Below are 18963 nucleotides of genomic sequence, written 5' to 3'. Positions count from 1 at the left end.
CGGTTCGATCCCGCTAGGCTCCACCATTTCCAATTCGATCATCAAGCAGTCAATCGACTGTTTGATCATCCAATTGGATGATTTTGACATCGTTTAGAGAGATACAAGTTACTTTGAGAGCAATCTCAAAGTGACAATCAACACTGTTTGGGTCTTGTAAGTAAGCAAGAACCTCAGTGCGGTTCCACTTCGGTGGAAGGCATGTTGATGGGTGCTTCCACGCCCGCCTTCATGTATCCTGCGCTGAAACGAACAGAGTTGTCCAAGTCAAGTACAATATAACCAATCGCAATTCGCAAGAATTGCAAAGTCCCGGGTTTCCCGGGGCGGGAAATGTACGACTTTTGGTTCAGAATAAAGACGCCGGTGCTTGCCAGCTACGGGGTCGCGCAGGGCGCAAGTCTTGCTTTTTCTGGATCAAATCAAGCGCGAGAAGGGCGTTTGGTGGATGCCTTGGCAGTAAGAGGCGATGAAGGACGTGATACTCTGCGATAAGTCATGGTTAGCTGAGAATAGGCTTTGATCCATGAATTTCCGAATGGGGCAACCCACCTGACAGTTCATTATAATTTGCTTCGGCAGTTTATAATGGTCTGAAACAGGTGTTTATAACCTGAATACATAGGGTTATAAAAGCAAACCCGGAGAACTGAAACATCTAAGTACCCGGAGGAAAGGACATCAATTGATACTCCCCTAGTAGCGGCGAGCGAACGGGGACCAGCCAAGTCTTGAGAGTGGCTAGAACATGTTGGGAAGCATGGCCATAGCGGGTGACAGCCCCGTATAGGAAGCTCGATAGAATGTATTAAGTAGGGCGGGACACGTGAAATCCTGTCTGAAGATCGGAGGACCACCTTCGAAGGCTAAGTACTCCTTACTGACCGATAGCGAACCAGTACCGTGAGGGAAAGGTGAAAAGCACCCCGACGAGGGGAGTGAAACAGTACCTGAAACCGAACGCCTACAATCAGTCGGAGCTTGACTGGACTCTAATGACAATCTGCTTCATCAATGTGCGCAAAGCACACACGAGGGAGCAAATAACGTGTCAGACCTGGCTTTTATTACAGATGGAACGGCGGCGGTGGTTTTCCTCATTGCAGGATTGATCGACGCTGGTGTGAATCATTGCCCTAATCAGGGCTGTTTTGCCAAAAACGATGTGCAAGCATATAACAGCTTCTCGGTCGGCACGACGCATTTTCAAGAAAGCGAAGTTGGCGAGGAATTCTACTTCCGCCGTGAAACAGGCCGCGCAGATGGTCCGTTTCAGCGGGTGTGGGGCGTCTCGGCTTCCACGGATGGAGAGCTGTGGGCGGGCATAGGCCATGCTTATACTGTTCCTCTTCCTTGGAAAAACTTTCACTTTCAAATGAATGCAATGACCGGTCTCTATGCAGAAGGGAGCGGGGTGGATCTCGGAGGTCCGATCGAATTTAGATCGGGGTTTTCCGTTGGATACGTCAACAACACAGGGGTTCGCATGAGCCTGAGTATTGATCACAGATCAAATCTCGGGATTTACAGCGAAAATCCTGGGCTTGAGACGGTTCAATTCAGGGTCTCAATTCCAACCAACTAACCATCTAATGGTTGTCATTAGTGTCCAGTCTTGTGACGGCGTACCTTTTGTATAATGGGTCATCGACTTGGTCTATCTAGCAAGCTTAAGCCGTTAGGTGTAGGCGCAGCGAAAGCGAGTCTTAATAGGGCGAATGAGTTAGATGGATCAGACCCGAAACCGAGTGATCTAGGCATGGCCAGGTTGAAGGTAAGGTAACACTTACTGGAGGACCGAACCCACATCTGTTGAAAAAGATCGGGATGAGCTGTGCCTAGGGGTGAAAGGCCAATCAAACTCGGAGATAGCTGGTTCTCTGCGAAATCTATTTAGGTAGAGCGTCATCCGAATACCCTCGGGGGTAGAGCACTGGATGGGTAATGGGGCCCCACAGGCTTACTGATCCTAACCAAACTCCGAATACCGAGGAGTACTAGATGGCAGACACACTGCGGATGCTAACGTCCGTAGTGGAGAGGGAAACAACCCTGACCTCCGGCTAAGGCCCCCAATTCGTGGCTAAGTGGGAAAGCAGGTGAGACGTCCAAAACAACCAGGAGGTTGGCTTAGAAGCAGCCATCCTTTAAAGATAGCGTAACAGCTCACTGGTCTAAATAAGATGTCTTGCGGCGAAGATGTAACGGGGCTCAAGCCACGAGCCGAAGCCGAGGAGTGCGTATGCACTGGTAGCAGAGCGTAGTGTGACATAGTTCCACTCCTCTTTAGCACCTTTCGAGGTGTTTTGGAGGAACGGAGCTTTCGATGAAGCGGGCGCGTGAGCGATCCCGTGGAGAGATCACTAGTGAGAATGATGACATGAGTAGCGACAAAGAGTGTGAGAGACACTCTCGCCGAAAGTCCAAGGGTTCCTGCTTAAAGTTAATCTGAGCAGGGTAAGCCGACCCCTAAGGCGAGGCCGAAAGGCGTAGTCGATGGGAATCAGGTTAATATTCCTGAGCCAGATGGAAGTGACGGATCATGAAGGTTGTTCACCCTTATCGGATTGGGTGGGCCGCTAATTGGTTCCTGGAAATAGCTCCATCATCAGATCGTACCCTAAACCAACACAGGTGGACTGGTAGAGCATACCAAGGCGCTTGAGAGAACGATGTTGAAGGAACTCGGCAAAATACCTCCGTAAGTTCGCGAGAAGGAGGCCCAGTTCCTAGGCAACTAGGGGCTGGGGGCACAAACCAGGGGGTGGCGACTGTTTACTAAAAACACAGGGCTCTGCGAAGTCGCAAGACGACGTATAGGGTCTGACGCCTGCCCGGTGCCTGAAGGTTAAAAGGAGGGGTGAGAGCTCTGAATTGAAGCCCAGGTAAACGGCGGCCGTAACTATAACGGTCCTAAGGTAGCGAAATTCCTTGTCGGGTAAGTTCCGACCTGCACGAATGGCGTAACGACTTCCCCGCTGTCTCCAACATCGACTCAGCGAAATTGAATTGCCTGTCAAGATGCAGGCTTCCCGCGGTTAGACGGAAAGACCCCGTGCACCTTTACTACAGCTTCGCACTGGCATCAGGCACAATATGTGCAGGATAGGTGGTGGGCTTTGAAGCAGGAACGCTAGTTTCTGTGGAGCCACCCTTGAGATACCACCCTTATTCTGCTTGATGTCTAACCGCGGCCCGTTATCCGGGTCCGGGACCCTGCGTGGTGGGTAGTTTGACTGGGGCGGTCGCCTCCTAAAGCGTAACGGAGGCGCGCGAAGGTTGGCTCAGAGCGGTCGGAAATCGCTCGTTGAGTGCAATGGCAGAAGCCAGCCTGACTGCGAGACTGACAAGTCGAGCAGAGTCGAAAGACGGCCATAGTGATCCGGTGGTCCCAAGTGGGAGGGCCATCGCTCAACGGATAAAAGGTACGCCGGGGATAACAGGCTGATACTGCCCAAGAGTCCATATCGACGGCAGTGTTTGGCACCTCGATGTCGGCTCATCTCATCCTGGGGCTGGAGCAGGTCCCAAGGGTACGGCTGTTCGCCGTTTAAAGAGGTACGTGAGCTGGGTTTAGAACGTCGTGAGACAGTTCGGTCCCTATCTGCCGTGGGTGTAGGATACTTGAGAGGAGTTGCCCCTAGTACGAGAGGACCGGGGTGAACGATCCACTGGTGGACCTGTTGTCGTGCCAACGGCAGTGCAGGGTAGCTATGATCGGACAGGATAACCGCTGAAGGCATCTAAGCGGGAAGCCCCCTCAAAACAAGGTATCCCTGAGGACCGTGGTAGACCACCACGTCGATAGGCCGGAGATGTAAGCGCAGTAATGCGTTCAGTTGACCGGTACTAATTGTCCGATAGGCTTGATTTGATCCAGTAGAAGCAAGATTTCTACACGGATACAAAAGCCGTACACACTTACTGTACAGACTTGGAATTCAAGGGTTTTTCTTGGTTTGGTGGTCATAGCAAGAGCAAAACACCCGGTCCCATCCCGAACCCGGCCGTTAAGTGCCTTAGCGCCGATGGTACTGCGTCTTAAGACGTGGGAGAGTAGGTCACCGCCAAACCTAGTAAAACCCTTGATGTATCTCTCTTTCGATGACGCCTCAGTATGATCCACAAGACTTCTGGGGCACATTCGTGGCCATAGAAAGCATTGCGCTTTGGTCACAAACTGGTCTCAAGTAGCCCTCTCGGCGCTAGGCCACCATATCGGTCTCAAGTAGCCCTCCGGGCGGTAGACCACCATAAGTGTCGCGGGGTGGAGCAGCCCGGTAGCTCGTCAGGCTCATAACCTGAAGGTCGTAGGTTCAAATCCTACCCCCGCAACCAAAATCCAAATGAAACCAGGCGGTTAGGCGAAAGCTTGACCGCCTGTTTTGTTCAAAATAGCCTTACACATAGCTTACACATTTTCACACATGTGAAGCCGGGGGCTGGATTCCATGGCGAAACACACGATTCTAGGCGGAAAAGTCCACGTTTACCGGCGCGAGAACAGCCGGTTCTGGCAATGCTCGACCTTCATGCAGGGCAAGAACCACCGGACATCGACCAAAGAGGAGAGTTTGGCGAGCGCGAAGGAGTTCGCCGAGGACTGGTACCTCACTCTGCGCGGCAAGCAACGCAGCGGTGAACTGATCACCGAGAAGACATTCAAACACGCGGCGGACGCGTTCCAAGCCGAGTACGAAGTCATCACTGAAGGTGAGCGAAGCCCTAAGTGGGTAGAGGGCCACAAAGCCCGGATCAGACTTCACCTGCTTCCCCACTTCGGCTCCATGGGGCTTTCAACGATCACGGCTGGTGCCGTTCAGGACTACCGGGTAGCGCGCATACAGAACCCGTCGAACGGTCGGCCACCGGCCTATTCGACGCTTCACGACGAAATCGTCACATTACGGTTGGTGCTCAAGACGGCCATCCGCAAAGGCTGGCTAGATCATCTGCCTGATCTTTCTGCTCCCTATCGAGCATCTGGAAAGGTCGTGCATCGGGCGTGGTTCTCGCCCGAAGAGTACAGAACGCTTTATGAGGCGACCCGAGCAAATGCGAAGAACGCCAAAAACAAGAGACACCGGCACCTTGCCGAGCAGCTCCACGACAAAGTGCTGTTCATGGCAAACACCGGTATTCGGCCCGACGAAGCCAACTGGCTTGAATACCGGGATGTCGAGATCGTCGAAGATGACGCCACCGGCGAGACGATCCTCGAAATTGAAGTGCGCGGTAAGCGCGGTGTGGGCTACTGCAAAAGCACCACTGAACCGCCCCGGTTTTGCCGGAGACTGTTGAGTTCGTATTTCAAGCTGCGATTTTGTTTGATTTCAAGGCTTGTTCGTATTTCTCCTCCGCTTCGATTGGTGTGATGTAGCCGAGAGGTTCGAGCAAGCGTTCCCTATTGAACCAATCGACCCATTGCAGGGTTTCCCATTCGACCTGATCTTTGGACTTCCATGGCCCCAGCCTGTTGATGACTTCCGTTTTGAACAGGCCGATGATTGTCTCAGCCAGTGCATTGTCATAGCTGTCGCCGACGCTGCCGACGGATGGTTCCAATCCTGCATCGACCAAACGCTCTGTGTACTTGATCGATACATATTGCGATCCGCGATCTGAATGATGGATCAGTTTCTCAGCAGGTCTGCGCGCATGGATCGCCTGTTCGAGCGCATCCAAGACAAACTGCGTGTCCTGTGTTGTCGATGCTTTCCAGCCGACGATCCGGTTGGCGAAGGTATCAATGACAAAGCCCACGTAGACGAAGCCCCGCCAGGTGGACACAAACGTGAAGTCGGACACCCAAAGCTCGTTTGGCATCGCAGCCCGGAACTGGCGATTAACCTTGTCCAGTGGGCATTGATCGGCAGGCTGACCATAGGTGGTTTTGACCTTCTTGCCCCGCCGAACGCCTTGAATACCAAGCTGGCGCATCAAGCGTTCAACCGTGCAGCGGGCGATATCGATCCTCTCGCGCTTCATTGCATGCCACAGTTTACGTGCGCCGTAGACTGATCTGTTCTTCTCCCAAACGTCTTTCATCTCTTTGCGCAGATACGCATCCCGCTTGGCGCGATCCGATGCACGGTCAGGTTCGCGTTCAACGGCCAGATGCTCGTAGAAAGTCGACGGGGCAATCTGCAGAACACGGCACATCGGCTCGACCCCATGCACGCTTCGGTGCTCCTTGATGAAGGCAATCATTTGCGGAATGGGCGGTCGAGCTCCGCCTGTGCAAAATAAGCAGATGCCTTTTTGAGGATCTCATTGGCCTGACGCAGTTGCCGGTTCTCGCGTTCAAGTTCCTTGATGCGTTCCCTCTCAACCGTCGTCAGACCATCACGCTTACCCGTGTCTGTCTCATGTTGTTTGACCCAGATGCGCAGGCTGTCCCTGCTGCATCCAACCTTCTGAGAAATCGACAAGATTGCTGCCGATCTGCTCGCATATTCTGCCTCGTGATCCAAAACCATCCGCACCGCTCGGGCGCGCAGTTCCTCTGGATAACGTGTTCCGTTCTTCGTCTTTCCCATAACCCAGTATCCTTACTTCTGGGTCTCCGGCAAACAAGGGGCGGTTCAAAGCGGGGCTGACTTTGATGTCTGAATGAGGGGTGCCGTAGAGCCGCGCTGACCTCAGTCTAACTCGGAATGAAAATCCTGTACGGAGTTATTCACTTTGATCGAACTTTCTACCTGAACCCATTCCGGAAACTGCGCAACATGTCCGCAGGTTGAGCGTGAACAGTCAGGCAATTGCCGCTTTAGCGACTTCTTGTTCCATGAATTCCGAAGCCATCAGATAGAGAAATTGACTCGGCTGGTTTGAAAAAAACTCGAAAACAAATGGGCCAATTGGACTTCGCAAAATCTGGTCAAATTTCTCCGGTTTATAACGCGTGATAGAGCCTAAGTAATAGGTTGCCAAGTAAATGGTCAGGAGTTGGTTAAGTAGTGTCTGAGCAGAGCTGGGCCGATAAACATAATACTTCCGGTATGGCGGGTAGGACGTCACGGCTCGCCAAAGGCGCGGCCTCGCACTATTGCTAATACTAGAAAGCACTTGAGAGGGCCGGTGACCATAGTGTGTTGTGGAAGTTGTCTCGGCTTCAATGATGCGCCGATCGTCAATCGCATTCGAGCAATTAACGTTACGCCAAGACCCAGGAGTGCCAAGGTTCTTCGAAAGGTCGTTTAAGCCATATCCCAGGCGGGTGAAATCATCGGCAAATGCTCGCACTCGGAGCCATGCTTCTTGAACTGCCGTGTCCTGCATGTATTCGATTTTATCAAGACTGATAAAACGTTCCTTAAGACCTTCTGCTTGGCAGTAGACGCGGTGGCCAATCAAAACCTGTGCTAGGAAATCTTGTGAGCGAACCTGGATACTGGTTTTCGGCGCAATCGGTTGCGGCAACACTACTCCTATTGCATCCGCGAACATGAAGAATGCGCTTGCACCAGGGTTTCTTGTGACGTCAATCGACACGCTTCCATGGATTGCACCCGACGTAGTCGGAAGTTTTTCCGAAAGCCCATGGTGGGCTATTCCCAAAGCCGTGCCTCTCCGTTTCACTGTTAAGCACTTTGCGAGATTCAGAAATGAGTAGTAGAGCAACAGCGGTTTTGCGGCACTTACATCCGAATTCTGTGCCGCAGTAAAAAAGTCACGGCTTTGTGTGAGAAAAGCGATTGCCTGACGACGTGCGCTATCATCGGACAGCTTCTCCAGATTGTGCTGTATGATATTCCAAGGTTCAGTTGCAAACAGAGTCGAATGGACACCTTCTCGCTTTACTCCTTGAAACGTTGGAAAGAACGAAAACGTCGCTGGTCTTTTTCTAATCTGAACAACTTCACCTGATCTTGCGTCTACCCATTTCATGTATGAATCCCATCACTATTCAGGCAACTGTTTGAACTAAGGCGTCGACAGGAATCGAGTTCCACCTGCAAACTAACGCATTTGCTGGTAGTTTGGCAGTCGCGTTTCCAACTTCGTCAAGTTTACGGTTGACCATTCTCAGGTAGGATTAAGACAGAACGGTCTTCGCCGTTCTTTTCTGTTATCTAACCCATATGGTGAACGACATGGCTCCACGCGTGGACTTTAAGCACGTGCGCGAGCATGGCTCATTTGAGGCCGTGCTTGCTGCATACAACATCGAACTGAGGAAAGACGGATCGAAACCCGGTCAGTTCAAGTGCCTCTGCCCTTTTCACGACGACAACAAACCGTCGCTCAAGGTCAACATCGAGCGCAACATCTACAACTGCTTCGCCTGCGACGCAGGCGGCAATATCCTCGAGCTTGTTCGGGATATGGACGGCCTGGCCGAAGACTCCATCCGCCCGGCCGCCCTAAAAGTAGCGGAGCTGTCAGGTATTGCCCCAACAGCCAATGGTGTAACTCCCGCTCTTAGGGCTGCAGGTAGATCAGTCGCGAATGCCAAGCCAGTCGTGTCTTCATCGCCGCCGCCTTTGGCGGAAACACCGCCGAATGAAGACATGGACGGCGTGCCCCAAAACCGCGAGCTGACGTTTACCCTGCAAACCACACTTGATGACGAACTGGTGACTTGGCTCGACAGCCGAGGCATCATCGACGACCTGCGGTCGGAGTTTGCCCTTGGCCGAGCCAGCAAGCGGAGCAAAACGATCGCTGGTCGTTTGGCCATCCCGATTCACAACGCGGACGGCAAACTGGTGGCGTACTGCGGCCGATACGTCGGTGACGACGCGCCGGACGACGAACCGAAGTACAAACAGCCACCAGGCTTTCGCAAAGACCTGGAGATTTTCAACCTCCACCGGGCGGTGGCGAAACTCGACATGTTTCGCACCGTCCTGGTGTTCGAAAGCTACTTTTCGGTCATGCGGCACCACCTGCACGCCGCCTGCATCTCGTTCATGGGCCGCAGCGTCTCACCGCAGCAACTCGAACTTCTGCGAGACGCTGCGGCCAACGGCCAGATCAAACGAGCGATCGTCGTCAGTGACGGCGATCAGCCCGGTTGGGATGGTGCTCGCACCATCGCGGGTGAGCTTGCTCCCCTGCTTTGGACAAAGGTCCTTGATCTCGCCGAAGGCGAGAAACCGCATCACTTCGAGTGGGATGATCTGTCAGAGCGATTGCGGCAGAACTGGTAAGGCAGCGAAGCTGCCAACAAAGTTTGGGCAGGCCAACGGCCTGCCCTTTTACTTTGAAAAATCAACTCGGCACGGAGCACGAAAAAAGCCCGCCAATGGCGGGCTTTCTTTGATCCGTTGACTACTAGCCGAACATTGCATGCAAGGCGGCCAGGATTGCCACGATCGCACCTGTCTGCACCAACAGCGCGCGGTACATATCCGCCTTAAAGTCGCTGAAATCTGAGCGAAGCGCCAGGATGTCGGACTTTGTTGCCAAAGTCTCGACGGCTTCTGCCCGCGAAAGAATCTCTTTAGCCAATGGCTTGGCTTTCTTTGCATCGATACCGGCGTCTACCAGTAAGTCGAAGATGTCGAGGGTGGTCGTTGTCATATGCGAAGTAATGTTAGCATGAATTTGTAATTCTGGCATTACCACCAGCGGGCAAGCCACCGACCGACTGCCGTTCGCGGCGTCGTGTTGAGCGCGTCAAAGCCCATCAGGGCGAAGTCGGAGTTGTCGACGATTAGGGTCGCGACTTCCCGCTTGTTGAGCGGTTTTTCCGCGTACCAAGCTATCGCCTCAGATACCGCGCTGATTGCTCGGTCGCGCCGTTCGGCGGCGACCTGGGCCACGTTCATTTGGTAGAACTCTGGTCGCCAGTAGCGACCAGCGTCATCGAGCACTTGCTCGATGGCATTGTTCGTGTCGAATAATCGGATGTCGTTGCTATTCATAAGCTAATTGCAATTAGGTTTGTAAAGGCAACCAGCGAGAGGCCGGTCACCTGACAGGCAGGGCACCGGCAGAGAGGCTCACGGGTCAAGTGGCAGCGGTCGAGCGAACTTGACGTTTGAGGGTGGTCGGTACACTGAATGGCAGTGACTGGCCTCTGCTCTAATCCGTTTCCAGAATGCGCCTAAGGCGCACCAACTCGCGTTCTGCGGCTGGCGCAGCAGCCGTGCAGAACACGTAGGGGCAACGCCCCCTTCGCCCAGGCTTGGGCGGCGTGATCTTTGATCACAAAACGTTCCCCCCGTGTTGTCGGCCTCCCAGGTGAATTGCGTTTTTTCCGAGGAGGTCACGACGAAAGAAAAGACGGAATGAGACTGAGGATAGGCCCGACCCCGAACGGTCGGTGCAGACTGGCCAGCGTTAGCGTGTCGTGAGACGGCCAGACAAACCGAACGAAGCGACGCTCGCCCGTCCGCCGTTAGGCAGGGTGAGAGACGCGAAGTGAAGCCCGCAGGTACCTATCTTGTTTAAAGTAGGTCAAGGGCGAGCGTTCGGGGTCGGGCGTAGCCCGGCAACACGGGGGAACAATTTACCGTTGTTTATCAACGGTAACCGCGAAATTTCACGGAATCTCACCCATCCAATAGTAGTATTGGATGGGTCATTGGATGGGTAATTTGATCGTTAATTTAACGAAATCAACAGCTTGGGTGCATCCGACCATTAAGCTTGCTCAGGCGGTCATTTTGCGAAGCAACTGTGTACAAATCTCGTCGTGCGCAACCAAAAAACTGCCAATCAACTAAGGAAGAACTCGTGCTAGGAGGCTGTGAGACGGGCTACAATGCCCGATATAGCCTGTTAACTGGCTTGGGCGGCTCTGCGGTCAAAATTCGTGCCAAAACCGCTCAGATTCGAGCTCATGAGTTACACATATTGCTACACATTTTGCAAATTAGTCAATTTATATATAGTTATAACAGTCACTTAAATGCTAGAGCATCCGTCTCATAACCTGAAGGTCGTAGGTTCAAATCCTACCCCCGCAACCAAAACAAAACCGCCCTCAGGGCGGTTTTTTTGCGACAACCTGACCAGACAAAAGAAAAGCCGCCCCAAAGAGCGGCTTCTCTGATCTGTCAAGCATAGCGTCTTACATCTTGCAATCGCCAACATAGGCGTTGGAGTGATCTTCCAGCGCCACGTTGAGGATCTTGTTGGTAAAGACATCACCTTCCTTGATGACTTCGCGAACATAGATGTCCTGGATGGGATGATGATTGTCGGCAAATGCAAAATCGCCGCGAACAGAGGCGAAATCCGCCGCTTTCAGGGCCGCGCGGAATGCGTCCGGATCGTTGATGTCCGCAGAACCCATGGCTGACAGAAGCAGGTTTGCGGTATCATAACCTTGCGACGCATAAAGCGATGGCAGGCGACCATATTCAGTCTGGAACGCTTCAACAAAGGCTTTGTTGGCCTCATTATCGATGTCTTTGTTCCACTGGCTGGTATTTTTCACGCCCATCGCTGCATCTCCCACGGCTTGCAAAATGCCCTGGTCAAAGCTGAAGGCGGGGCCGACCACCGGAAGGTCAATTCCGCTGTCGGCATATTGCTTGAGGAAGGAAATCCCCATGCCACCGGGCAGGAAGAAGAAGACACTATCCGCACCAGAGGCTCTGATTTGCGCCAGTTCAGCCGCGTAATCCTTCTGCCCCAGTTCTGTGAAGATTTCACCGGCCAGCTCGCCTTCATAGATGCGCTTGTATCCCGTCAGCGCATCCGCCCCCGCTGGATAGTTGGGAGCCAGGATGAACGAGTTTTCGAACCCCGCCGCATTGGCATACCCGCCCGCCGCCTCGTGCAGGTTGTCGTTCTGCCAGGCCACGTTGAAGTAATTCGGGTGACAGCCCGCGCCGGCCAGCGCAGAAGGCCCGGCGTTGGGTGACAGGTAAAACTTGCCTTGCCCCGTTGCCGCAGGCACTACGGCCATGGCCAGGTTCGACCAGATAATCCCGGTTAGCACGTCAACTTTCTCAGACTGAATCATCTTGTCGGCAAGTTGCACCGCGATATCAGGCTTGCGTTGGTCGTCCTCGACCACCACTTCGATATGGTCGCTCCCCGACATTTTCACCGCCAAAAGAAAGCCATCGCGCACGTCGATTCCCAGCCCAGCACCACCGCCAGAGAGCGTGGTGATCATGCCCACCTTGACGTTGGACTGATGCCCGTCTGCCAAAGCAAGCGATCCCATCGCGGTCAGCGCGGCGGCGGCCGCCGCCAATGTTTTTAGTTTCATGGTTGTCCTCCCAAGTAATTTTCAAAACGCCTTGAATGTCAGCGTCGTTTCCGTGCGCTCGATCCCAGAAATGTCGAGCAGTTGGTCGTTGATGAATTTCCCGATATCTTCGTCCTCAGGCACGTAGAGCTTGAGCAAAAGATCAAACGGACCCGAGGTCGAATAAAGTTCAGAATGAATTTCGCGCAAAGCAATCTCTTCGGCGACTTTGTAGGACGTGCCGGGCTTGCAGCGGATGTTGATGAAGACTGGGCGCATGGTGAACCTCTCTTCCAGTGACGTTCAGTAAACCTCAAAGCGCCCTTGAATCAAAAGCAGAAAATCACCCAAGCGGACCAAAATTGAGAAGATTTAGCCCTTAAGGTGACGTGCGCGAGAGCCTCTTTCAATTGCAGCGGCATGCAGCCGGTCGATATTGAGCTCATAGCGTATCTCTTCGAGAATACGCAGTTCGGTCTCATCCAGCGTCCCATCGGCCGCAGCCACGTCACAGGCTAACGCATAAGCGGTCTCGTAAAGCCGCTCTTCGAGATTGTCTCGTACCAACCCAAAAAGCGCGTCTAAACCTTCCTCAACACTGAAAAGGTCAAACACAATTTGCGCGACGATCTTGATCCGGTCTGCGTCGTAATCAGCAAAAACCGGAAGGTTGTTCACCGCAGACTCAATTTTCACCAACTCAGACGTCCGGATATCTTCGTCCGAGGCCGAAACGGCGATCATAACCATCACCAGGCAATCCTGGGGGCTCAACGGGTGTGGTATCTGCTCGCTCATTTGACGTCCTTTGATTTATCTTGTCGCAGTGCAGAATATTGACTGTCTGGCCCCTCGGCAATAGGAAGCGGACGGTCTTGTCTTATTGATAAGGCACATCAATCGGAGAATGAGATGTCTGATCTACGCGACGCTGCCCTAAGCTCGAAAGCCTGGCCTTTTGAAGAAGCGCGTCGCTTGCTCAAACGGTATGAGAAGGGGGCTCCTGACAAGGGGTATGTTCTTTTCGAAACGGGCTACGGGCCGTCGGGCCTGCCGCATATTGGCACCTTTGGAGAGGTGCTGCGCACGACCATGGTGCGGCACGCCTTTGAACAGATCAGCGACATTCCCACCAAACTTATCTGCTTTTCGGATGATCTGGATGGCATGCGCAAGGTGCCCGGCAATGTCCCGAACCCGGAGATGTTGCAAGAGCACTTGCACAGGCCGTTGACCGTGGTGCCCGACCCCTTTGGGGAATACGAGAGTTTCGGCCACCACAACAATGCGATGCTGCGGCGGTTTCTTGATACGTTCGGGTTTGAATACGAGTTCATCTCAGCCCGCGAGTTTTACCGCACTGGACAGTTTGATGAGATCCTGCTGCGCTGCGCCGAGCGGTACGATGATCTGATGAAGATCATGCTGAAATCCCTGCGTGAGGAGCGGCAACAGACGTATTCGATCTTTTTGCCGATCCACCCCGAAACCGGGCGTGTGCTTTATGTGCCGATGAAACATGTGGACGCCAAAGGGGGCACAGTCACCTTTGACGACGAGACGGGCAAGGAGTGGACACTGCCCGTCACAGGCGGAAACGTAAAGCTTCAGTGGAAGCCGGATTTTGGCGCACGCTGGGCAGCACTTGGCGTGGATTTCGAAATGTATGGCAAGGAACATGCCACCAACGAGAAAATCTATGACGCCATCTGCCGAACCCTGGGGGCCCGTCCGCCCGAGCATTTCAGCTATGAGCTTTTCCTCGACGATCAGGGTCAGAAGATTTCCAAATCCTCGGGCAACGGGATCAGCATTGATGAATGGCTGAGCTATGCCGCGACCGAGAGCCTGTCTTACTTTATGTACCAAAAGCCGAAAACGGCCAAACGGCTCTATTTTGACGTGATCCCGCGAGCCGTGGATGAATACCACCAACAGCTGCGGGCCTATCCCGGTCAGGATGCTGCGCAAAAGGTCAACAACCCGGTGCATCACATCCACAACGGCGATGTGCCCGAGAGCAAGATGGTCGTGCCATTTGCGATGCTCTTGAACCTTGCGTCTGTATCTGCGGCCGAGGACAAGGATACGCTTTGGGGGTTCATTCGCCGCTATGCGCCAGATGCCAGTGCTGAGACGCATCCAGACATGGATGCTGCAGCAGGCTGCGCCGTGAAATACTATGAGGATTTCGTTGCGCCCACCAAAACCTATCGCGCCCCCAGCGATCTGGAACGTGAGGCACTCAGCGATCTGCGTGACCAGCTGGCCGCCTATGACGGCCCCGTTGAAGATGAGGCGCTACAATCCATCGTATACGCGGTCGGTCGTGACCGGTTCGAGCCACTGCGCGATTGGTTCAAGGCCATTTACGAGGTACTCCTCGGTGCCAGCCAAGGCCCACGTTTTGGCGGCTTCATTGCCCTTTATGGCGTTGAGGAGACCGTAGCTCTGATCGACAAGGCGCTGGCGGGCGAACTCGTTTGATCTGTATCAACGCAGGGCGCAACCCAGCCTGAGATCATGCTCCTAAAAAGAGGAGCAGGGTGATGATCATAAGACGACTTATTCCGTTCGCGGGGGCGCTAGCCTTACTGGCTTGCACGCAAATCTCCATGCCAGAACCGAGCGAGGGACAGGCGCTTTTTGCAGAGAACTGCGTGCAATGCCATGGCACCTCGGGCAAAGGCAATGGTCCATGGGCGGGATCATTTGTTCCGGCCCCAGCGGATCTGACACGGTTGACCGAAGATGGCGTGTTCCCGCGAGCACGCGTATTGTCGATCATAGATGGGTATGATCGCACCGACCTTCCTGGACATCAAATGCCGGAATTTGGTCTGCTCTTAATGGGTGACACCGTGCCCGTAGATGTCGGAGATGGCGTGTTGACCCCCACGCCACGCCCTCTGGCGGCACTTCTGGAATACTTAGAGAGTATTCAGGAATAACAGATCTTCAGACCCGGCAGATGCCTTTGACCTCGGCACCATCCCAGGGAAGGACCACTTCGTTTGGGATGCGCAGCTCTTGCAGCGGAAAACCATCGCGCAACAGCTCTTTCAAGCGCTTGGTGCGCGGTGCTGTAGGATCGAGCGCGGCGCAGCAGACATATTCTTCAACAATCGACGCCTGTTGTTCATAGGCGTAATCCAAAAACCGCGTCTTGGTGGAAATGTCGAAGAGATATGGGTCGTCCTTGGCCGCATGCTCCGAGGCCGCTTTGAGCGGGGTGTACCCCGTCTTGGCGCGGTTCTGCCATTGCCAGACATGGGTGATTTCATGGGCAAAGATCATTGCGTGAACAAGGCTCATGCGCTCTGGATAGACCGGCAGGTAGTCACGGTCGTACCATTCCTTGGAATAAAACACCTTGTTGAAGAGCACGAAAGCCGCGGGTCCAACTGTAACTGTTTCGGTTGTCGGTTCAGGGAAAATGCGTTCGCGACAGGCGAGACGCGGGCGTTTCTGGCGCTTGTAGGTGACTTTGCCGATAAGCGCTCCATTCACGAAACGAATACGTGATGTGTCGATACTTTCGCCGTGAATCTGCTCTGCAAAACGCTTTTCATTGTCTGTCAGGGGCCGCCCACACGACATCACGAACACCAGACAGAAAAGCAGAACCACGCGCATGGCTGGACGTTAGCAAGGCTTGGCAAAAGTGGATAGAGGGAGTTTAAGATTTAGAGAGTTATTGTGCCGGTCGGCAATCCAGCCCTCGCGCCTGACAAAGTCCCGCATAAAGCACGTTAAATCCTGCGCTGTAATTCCCAGGCGAAGAGTTGAAGAGCACGACGACGACGTGCCCATCTGAAAAGCGGAACATGGCTGTGAAGACGCCTTGCAACCCGCCCCAATGGGTGAGCTGCCGCCCATCCGGGCCGGGCCAGATGCGCCAGCCCAAAGCGTAGAAGTCCCCATCTTCGCCCTCCGGGATTGGGGCCGCGCTGGCCGCGGGTGTTTGTGCGGCGAATGTCCACATGTCTTCGGCGCGCCCCATGGCGCTTCCCGCTGCGCCAAGACCAGCGATCCAGGCGCGCTCGGCCTCAGAGCCTTGCACCTCTTGCCAGCCTGTATCGGTTTGCACCCAGTTGGGACCAGCCATTCCGCCAAGAGTGATGCGCGCCTGTGTTTGCAAGATCTGCTCCAGATCACGAGCGCCGTTCTGCGTCAGAAGATCGGTCAAAAGGCAGATGCCGATATTGGAATAGGCTTTGGTACTGTCCGGCGTGTGATCGAGCGGGAGCACCGCCCAGGCGGCTTTGGCAAGGTCATGACAGCTTTCCTCACGCGTGAGCCCCATTTTTTCAGGCTCAAAAACCGGGTCAAAGGTGGCTGTGCGATCAAATCCACCGCGATGAGCGAGCAAGTTACGAGGGGTGACAGACGCAGCTCTTGGATCATGTGGCGCGGGCAGGGGGATCTGATCTGCCAGAGGCACGTCTAGCGCGATTTCGCCCGCTTCTGCCAAGGAAACAAGGGCTGCGGCAGTGATGGGTTTGGTCAAGGAGGCGAGCGGCAACACCTGATCGACCTGCATGGGCGTGGCTTTGATCGGGTCTGATACGCCGAAGGCCTTGAGCATTGGCGCACCGTCCGAGGGACCATAGGCCAGCACCGCACCGGGGATGCCGGTCGCCTTCAGGAACGCCGCGACCACGTCTTCTTCGGTGGGGTCCTTGCGCATGAACACAAACGCGACCGCCGCGATGGCAATCACGGCCAATGCGCCGAAGCGGAAGATGCGTTTGCCGCTTTGAGACATGCCTGTACCTTTTGCTCAGGTCGCAGGTTAGCCGCGCACCTAGGTCAAATCGAGGCAGGCATGGGGAAGATTTGCGGCGTGGCTATGAGGTGATGCATGGCGATTTCCCCTTTGATTTCTCACTCTTTGCCATGACACTGAGGGCACAAATAACTGGGATGCGAAAGGGCAAGACCATGGGTTTTTGGAATTTCTGGAAGGGTGGCGATGAGACGCCCGAAGCCGAGGCGCTGGAAAAAGAGGTGCAGGATCTGGGGCTTAACACCGCCGGGCTGAATATTGCGGTGGATGGCGATGTGGTCAAAGTCTCGGGTGAGGCCGTGGATCAGGAGACCAAGGAAAAGGTCATCATGGCCGTGGGCAACGCCAAGGGCGTGGCGGCGGTTGAAGACACGGTCACCGGGGCCGATCCGGTGTTTCACGAGGTGGCCAAGGGCGACACGCTTTGGAAAATCGCCGAGAAAACGCTGGGCAACGGCGCGCGCTATACCGAGATTTTCGAGGCCAACCGCCCGATGCTCAGCGATCCGGACAAGATCTATCCCGGCCAGCGCCTGCGCATCCCGCAGAATGGCAGCACGACCGCCTGATCGGGATCTGAGAGATGTAAGAGAGGCCGGGTGCACGCCCGGCCTTTTTTGTTGGCCAGAGGTTAACGAAGGGTGAACGGGTCAGGAGGCGGGACACATAGGTGCGCCGGGGCAGGACCGAAAACCCCTTGGTTAACAGGGATTTTGAGCGATTTTGCCACATCGGTTTCACGTCGGTATTGCGTCGGTATCACGTCGGTGCGGATGGGGGAATCGGGTAAAAACGGATGTGTTTAAGCCCCGTGCGCGCAACATTTTGCGGTAGGCCGGGGTTCACCCCGGCAATGGGAGTGGGGGGTGGCGGGGTGAAACCCCGCCCTACGGAGGGGATTGGACGTCATCCCGGACTTGATCCGGGATCTTTTGGTCACAGAGGTCCTCGGGTCAAGCCCGAGGATGACGGGGAAGAGGGCGAGCGCCGAGCGATAGCCAGACCGCGGGATGGCGAAGCGGCTGGCGATCGCGAGGCGGCGCGCAAGACTTAAACTCAAGTTGGCGCAAACCGTGCCAGTGGAAGTTGCTTGCGAACAAGCTTCCTTTGACTAACAATCACTACATGCGAATATTTCCCAGGTGATTCCGATCTACAGCCGAAACTCGGTGGGCTTCAAGCAATTGGAATATCTAGGAAATCACTAAAAAATGCCATGCACAGTGTTTATTGATGAAAGCGGTGATACAGGCGTATCGTCGATTCGTAGCAGTGAACGGGGTGGTTCTAGCGAGTACTTTGCGATGGGTGCCGTGGTTATGCAGCCAGCAACAATGACCTTGGCCCGAAAGCTCATGGATCAGTTGCAACACGATTTTGGCAAACAAAAGCGTTGGAAACATGCAACCAATTTGAACCACAGTCAAAAACTACATTTCTGTAAAAGCCTTTCGAAACTACATGTTCGTTTTTTTGGCCTAATTTCTTACAAGCCTACGCTTGGTGATTACGCAGAAGACATCGATTGGGAGCCTGACAAATTCTACAACAAGTGCGCCAAGTACCTTCTCGAACGAGTCGGCGCCTATATCCGTCAAATTGATCTGTCCCTTAGCGAACCAAGAATTGTCTTTGAGGAACGGAACCACAATTACGATGCGATGATCCGATATATGTCTTGTGTCAAAGAAAACCCTATCTACCAGCAGTCAAAATCACTGGATGTTATAAATCCATTTGGCATCACTAAAAAATCTAAGCGAGAGGAAGATTTACTCCGCGTCGCCGACATGGTTTCACATGCTATTTATTCATGTGTGAACAAAACCCCAGAAAACTTTGGGATCACAGAACCTCGTTACTTGCGAGAACTAGCGCCGAGATTTGCAGCAAATCCAAAAGGACATGTTTTGGGAACCGGCCTAAAACCGATACATGATATAAAAGATATGGCTCTTGATCCCGAGATTTTACAGGCATTGAGCGGGCTGAGAGCTAAACCAATGCCAACTAGATAAAG

General features: G+C 53.9%; 15 protein-coding genes, 2 tRNA genes, 2 rRNA genes and 1 other annotated feature (1 of these 20 running past the window's edge). Of the genes, 10 read left to right on the top strand and 9 right to left on the bottom strand.

All coding sequences use genetic code 11. The features are described from left to right. From RZS32_RS06050 to RZS32_RS06030, 5 genes are all read left to right on the top strand, one after another. Positions 1-26: transfer RNA gene (locus RZS32_RS06050), tRNA-Ala, on the top strand (it extends 50 nt beyond the left edge of the window). Positions 27-420: 394 nt separating this feature from the next. Next, positions 421-3874, top strand: a 23S ribosomal RNA gene (locus tag RZS32_RS06045). An 84-nt stretch (positions 3875-3958) separates the two neighbouring features. After that, positions 3959-4073 (top strand): 5S ribosomal RNA (gene rrf / locus RZS32_RS06040). 188 nt (positions 4074-4261) lie between these two features. Then, positions 4262-4338 (top strand) — tRNA-Met (locus RZS32_RS06035). Between the two features lie 113 nt (positions 4339-4451). Further along, positions 4452-5375 (top strand): hypothetical protein, encoded by a 924-nt coding sequence (locus tag RZS32_RS06030; protein WP_317056122.1) that lies wholly within the window; start codon positions 4452-4454, stop codon positions 5373-5375. Here the strand turns inward: RZS32_RS06030 and RZS32_RS06025 are convergent. Both RZS32_RS06025 and RZS32_RS06020 read right to left on the bottom strand, forming a co-directional pair. Continuing rightward, positions 5311-6539, bottom strand: a protein-coding gene (locus RZS32_RS06025; RefSeq protein ID WP_422395913.1) for an IS3 family transposase whose coding sequence is annotated in 2 segments (ribosomal slippage) — positions 5311-6245 and positions 6245-6539 — 1230 coding nt in all. Because the reading frame shifts where the segments join, the coding sequence is not laid out codon by codon here. The genes RZS32_RS06030 and RZS32_RS06025 overlap by 65 nt on opposite strands. Further along, positions 6136-6252 (bottom strand) — a sequence feature (AL1L pseudoknot). (Overlaps the previous gene by 117 nt.) Before the next feature lie 214 nt (positions 6540-6753). After that, the gene (locus RZS32_RS06020) at positions 6754-7890 is read right to left on the bottom strand and encodes a YaaC family protein (protein WP_317056121.1); all 1137 of its coding nucleotides are present in this window, start codon (positions 7888-7890) and stop codon (positions 6754-6756) included. 206 nt (positions 7891-8096) lie between these two features. Here RZS32_RS06020 and RZS32_RS06015 point away from each other — a divergent pair, with 206 nt between their 5' ends. Beyond that, a complete protein-coding gene (locus RZS32_RS06015) occupies positions 8097-9155 on the top strand; it encodes a CHC2 zinc finger domain-containing protein (RefSeq protein WP_317056120.1) in 1059 nt (352 codons plus the stop codon). Between the two features lie 124 nt (positions 9156-9279). Here RZS32_RS06015 and RZS32_RS06010 read toward each other — a convergent pair whose 3' ends face one another. The 5 genes from RZS32_RS06010 to RZS32_RS05990 all read right to left on the bottom strand — a co-directional run bounded on the left by RZS32_RS06010 (position 9280) and on the right by RZS32_RS05990 (position 12952). After that, positions 9280-9567, bottom strand: coding sequence for a hypothetical protein (locus RZS32_RS06010; RefSeq protein ID WP_339106840.1), 288 nt, complete (start codon positions 9565-9567; stop codon positions 9280-9282). Then, positions 9567-9872, bottom strand: a complete 306-nt coding sequence (locus tag RZS32_RS06005) for a hypothetical protein (protein ID WP_317056118.1) — start codon at positions 9870-9872, stop codon at positions 9567-9569. Before RZS32_RS06005 ends, RZS32_RS06010 begins: the two co-directional genes overlap by 1 nt. Positions 9873-11023: 1151 nt before the next feature. Continuing rightward, positions 11024-12175 carry an ABC transporter substrate-binding protein gene (locus RZS32_RS06000; RefSeq protein ID WP_317056117.1) on the bottom strand — a complete coding sequence of 384 codons (1152 nt, stop codon included), beginning with the start codon at positions 12173-12175 and terminating at the stop codon, positions 11024-11026. Between the two features lie 21 nt (positions 12176-12196). Beyond that, the gene (locus RZS32_RS05995) at positions 12197-12433 is read right to left on the bottom strand and encodes an Lrp/AsnC ligand binding domain-containing protein (protein ID WP_317056116.1); all 237 of its coding nucleotides are present in this window, start codon (positions 12431-12433) and stop codon (positions 12197-12199) included. A 93-nt stretch (positions 12434-12526) separates the two neighbouring features. Further along, complete coding sequence (locus RZS32_RS05990; RefSeq protein WP_317056115.1) at positions 12527-12952, bottom strand: tellurite resistance TerB family protein; 426 nt, start codon at positions 12950-12952, stop codon at positions 12527-12529. A gap of 114 nt (positions 12953-13066) precedes the next feature. Here RZS32_RS05990 and RZS32_RS05985 point away from each other — a divergent pair, with 114 nt between their 5' ends. Further along, positions 13067-14641, top strand: a complete 1575-nt coding sequence (locus RZS32_RS05985) for a lysine--tRNA ligase (protein WP_317056114.1) — start codon at positions 13067-13069, stop codon at positions 14639-14641. Positions 14642-14703: 62 nt separating this feature from the next. Then, entirely contained in the window at positions 14704-15105 is a 402-nt protein-coding gene (locus tag RZS32_RS05980) for a c-type cytochrome (RefSeq protein WP_317056113.1), read from the top strand. Between the two features lie 7 nt (positions 15106-15112). Here RZS32_RS05980 and RZS32_RS05975 read toward each other — a convergent pair whose 3' ends face one another. Beyond that, positions 15113-15790, bottom strand: coding sequence for a hypothetical protein (locus tag RZS32_RS05975; protein ID WP_317056112.1), 678 nt, complete (start codon positions 15788-15790; stop codon positions 15113-15115). Between the two features lie 58 nt (positions 15791-15848). After that, positions 15849-16922 (bottom strand): serine hydrolase domain-containing protein, encoded by a 1074-nt coding sequence (locus RZS32_RS05970; protein WP_317056111.1) that lies wholly within the window; start codon positions 16920-16922, stop codon positions 15849-15851. Between the two features lie 176 nt (positions 16923-17098). Between RZS32_RS05970 and lysM the strand changes: the two genes are divergently transcribed. Then, entirely contained in the window at positions 17099-17512 is a 414-nt protein-coding gene (lysM, locus tag RZS32_RS05965; protein WP_317056110.1) for a peptidoglycan-binding protein LysM, read from the top strand. Between the two features lie 654 nt (positions 17513-18166). Next, positions 18167-18961, top strand: coding sequence for a DUF3800 domain-containing protein (locus RZS32_RS05960; protein ID WP_317056109.1), 795 nt, complete (start codon positions 18167-18169; stop codon positions 18959-18961). Positions 18962-18963: the final 2 nt, after the last annotated feature.

This window comes from Roseovarius sp. W115 (assembly GCF_032842945.2).
Taxonomy (GTDB): domain Bacteria; phylum Pseudomonadota; class Alphaproteobacteria; order Rhodobacterales; family Rhodobacteraceae; genus Roseovarius; species Roseovarius rhodophyticola.
This window is presented reverse-complemented; position numbering and strand designations above follow the sequence as displayed.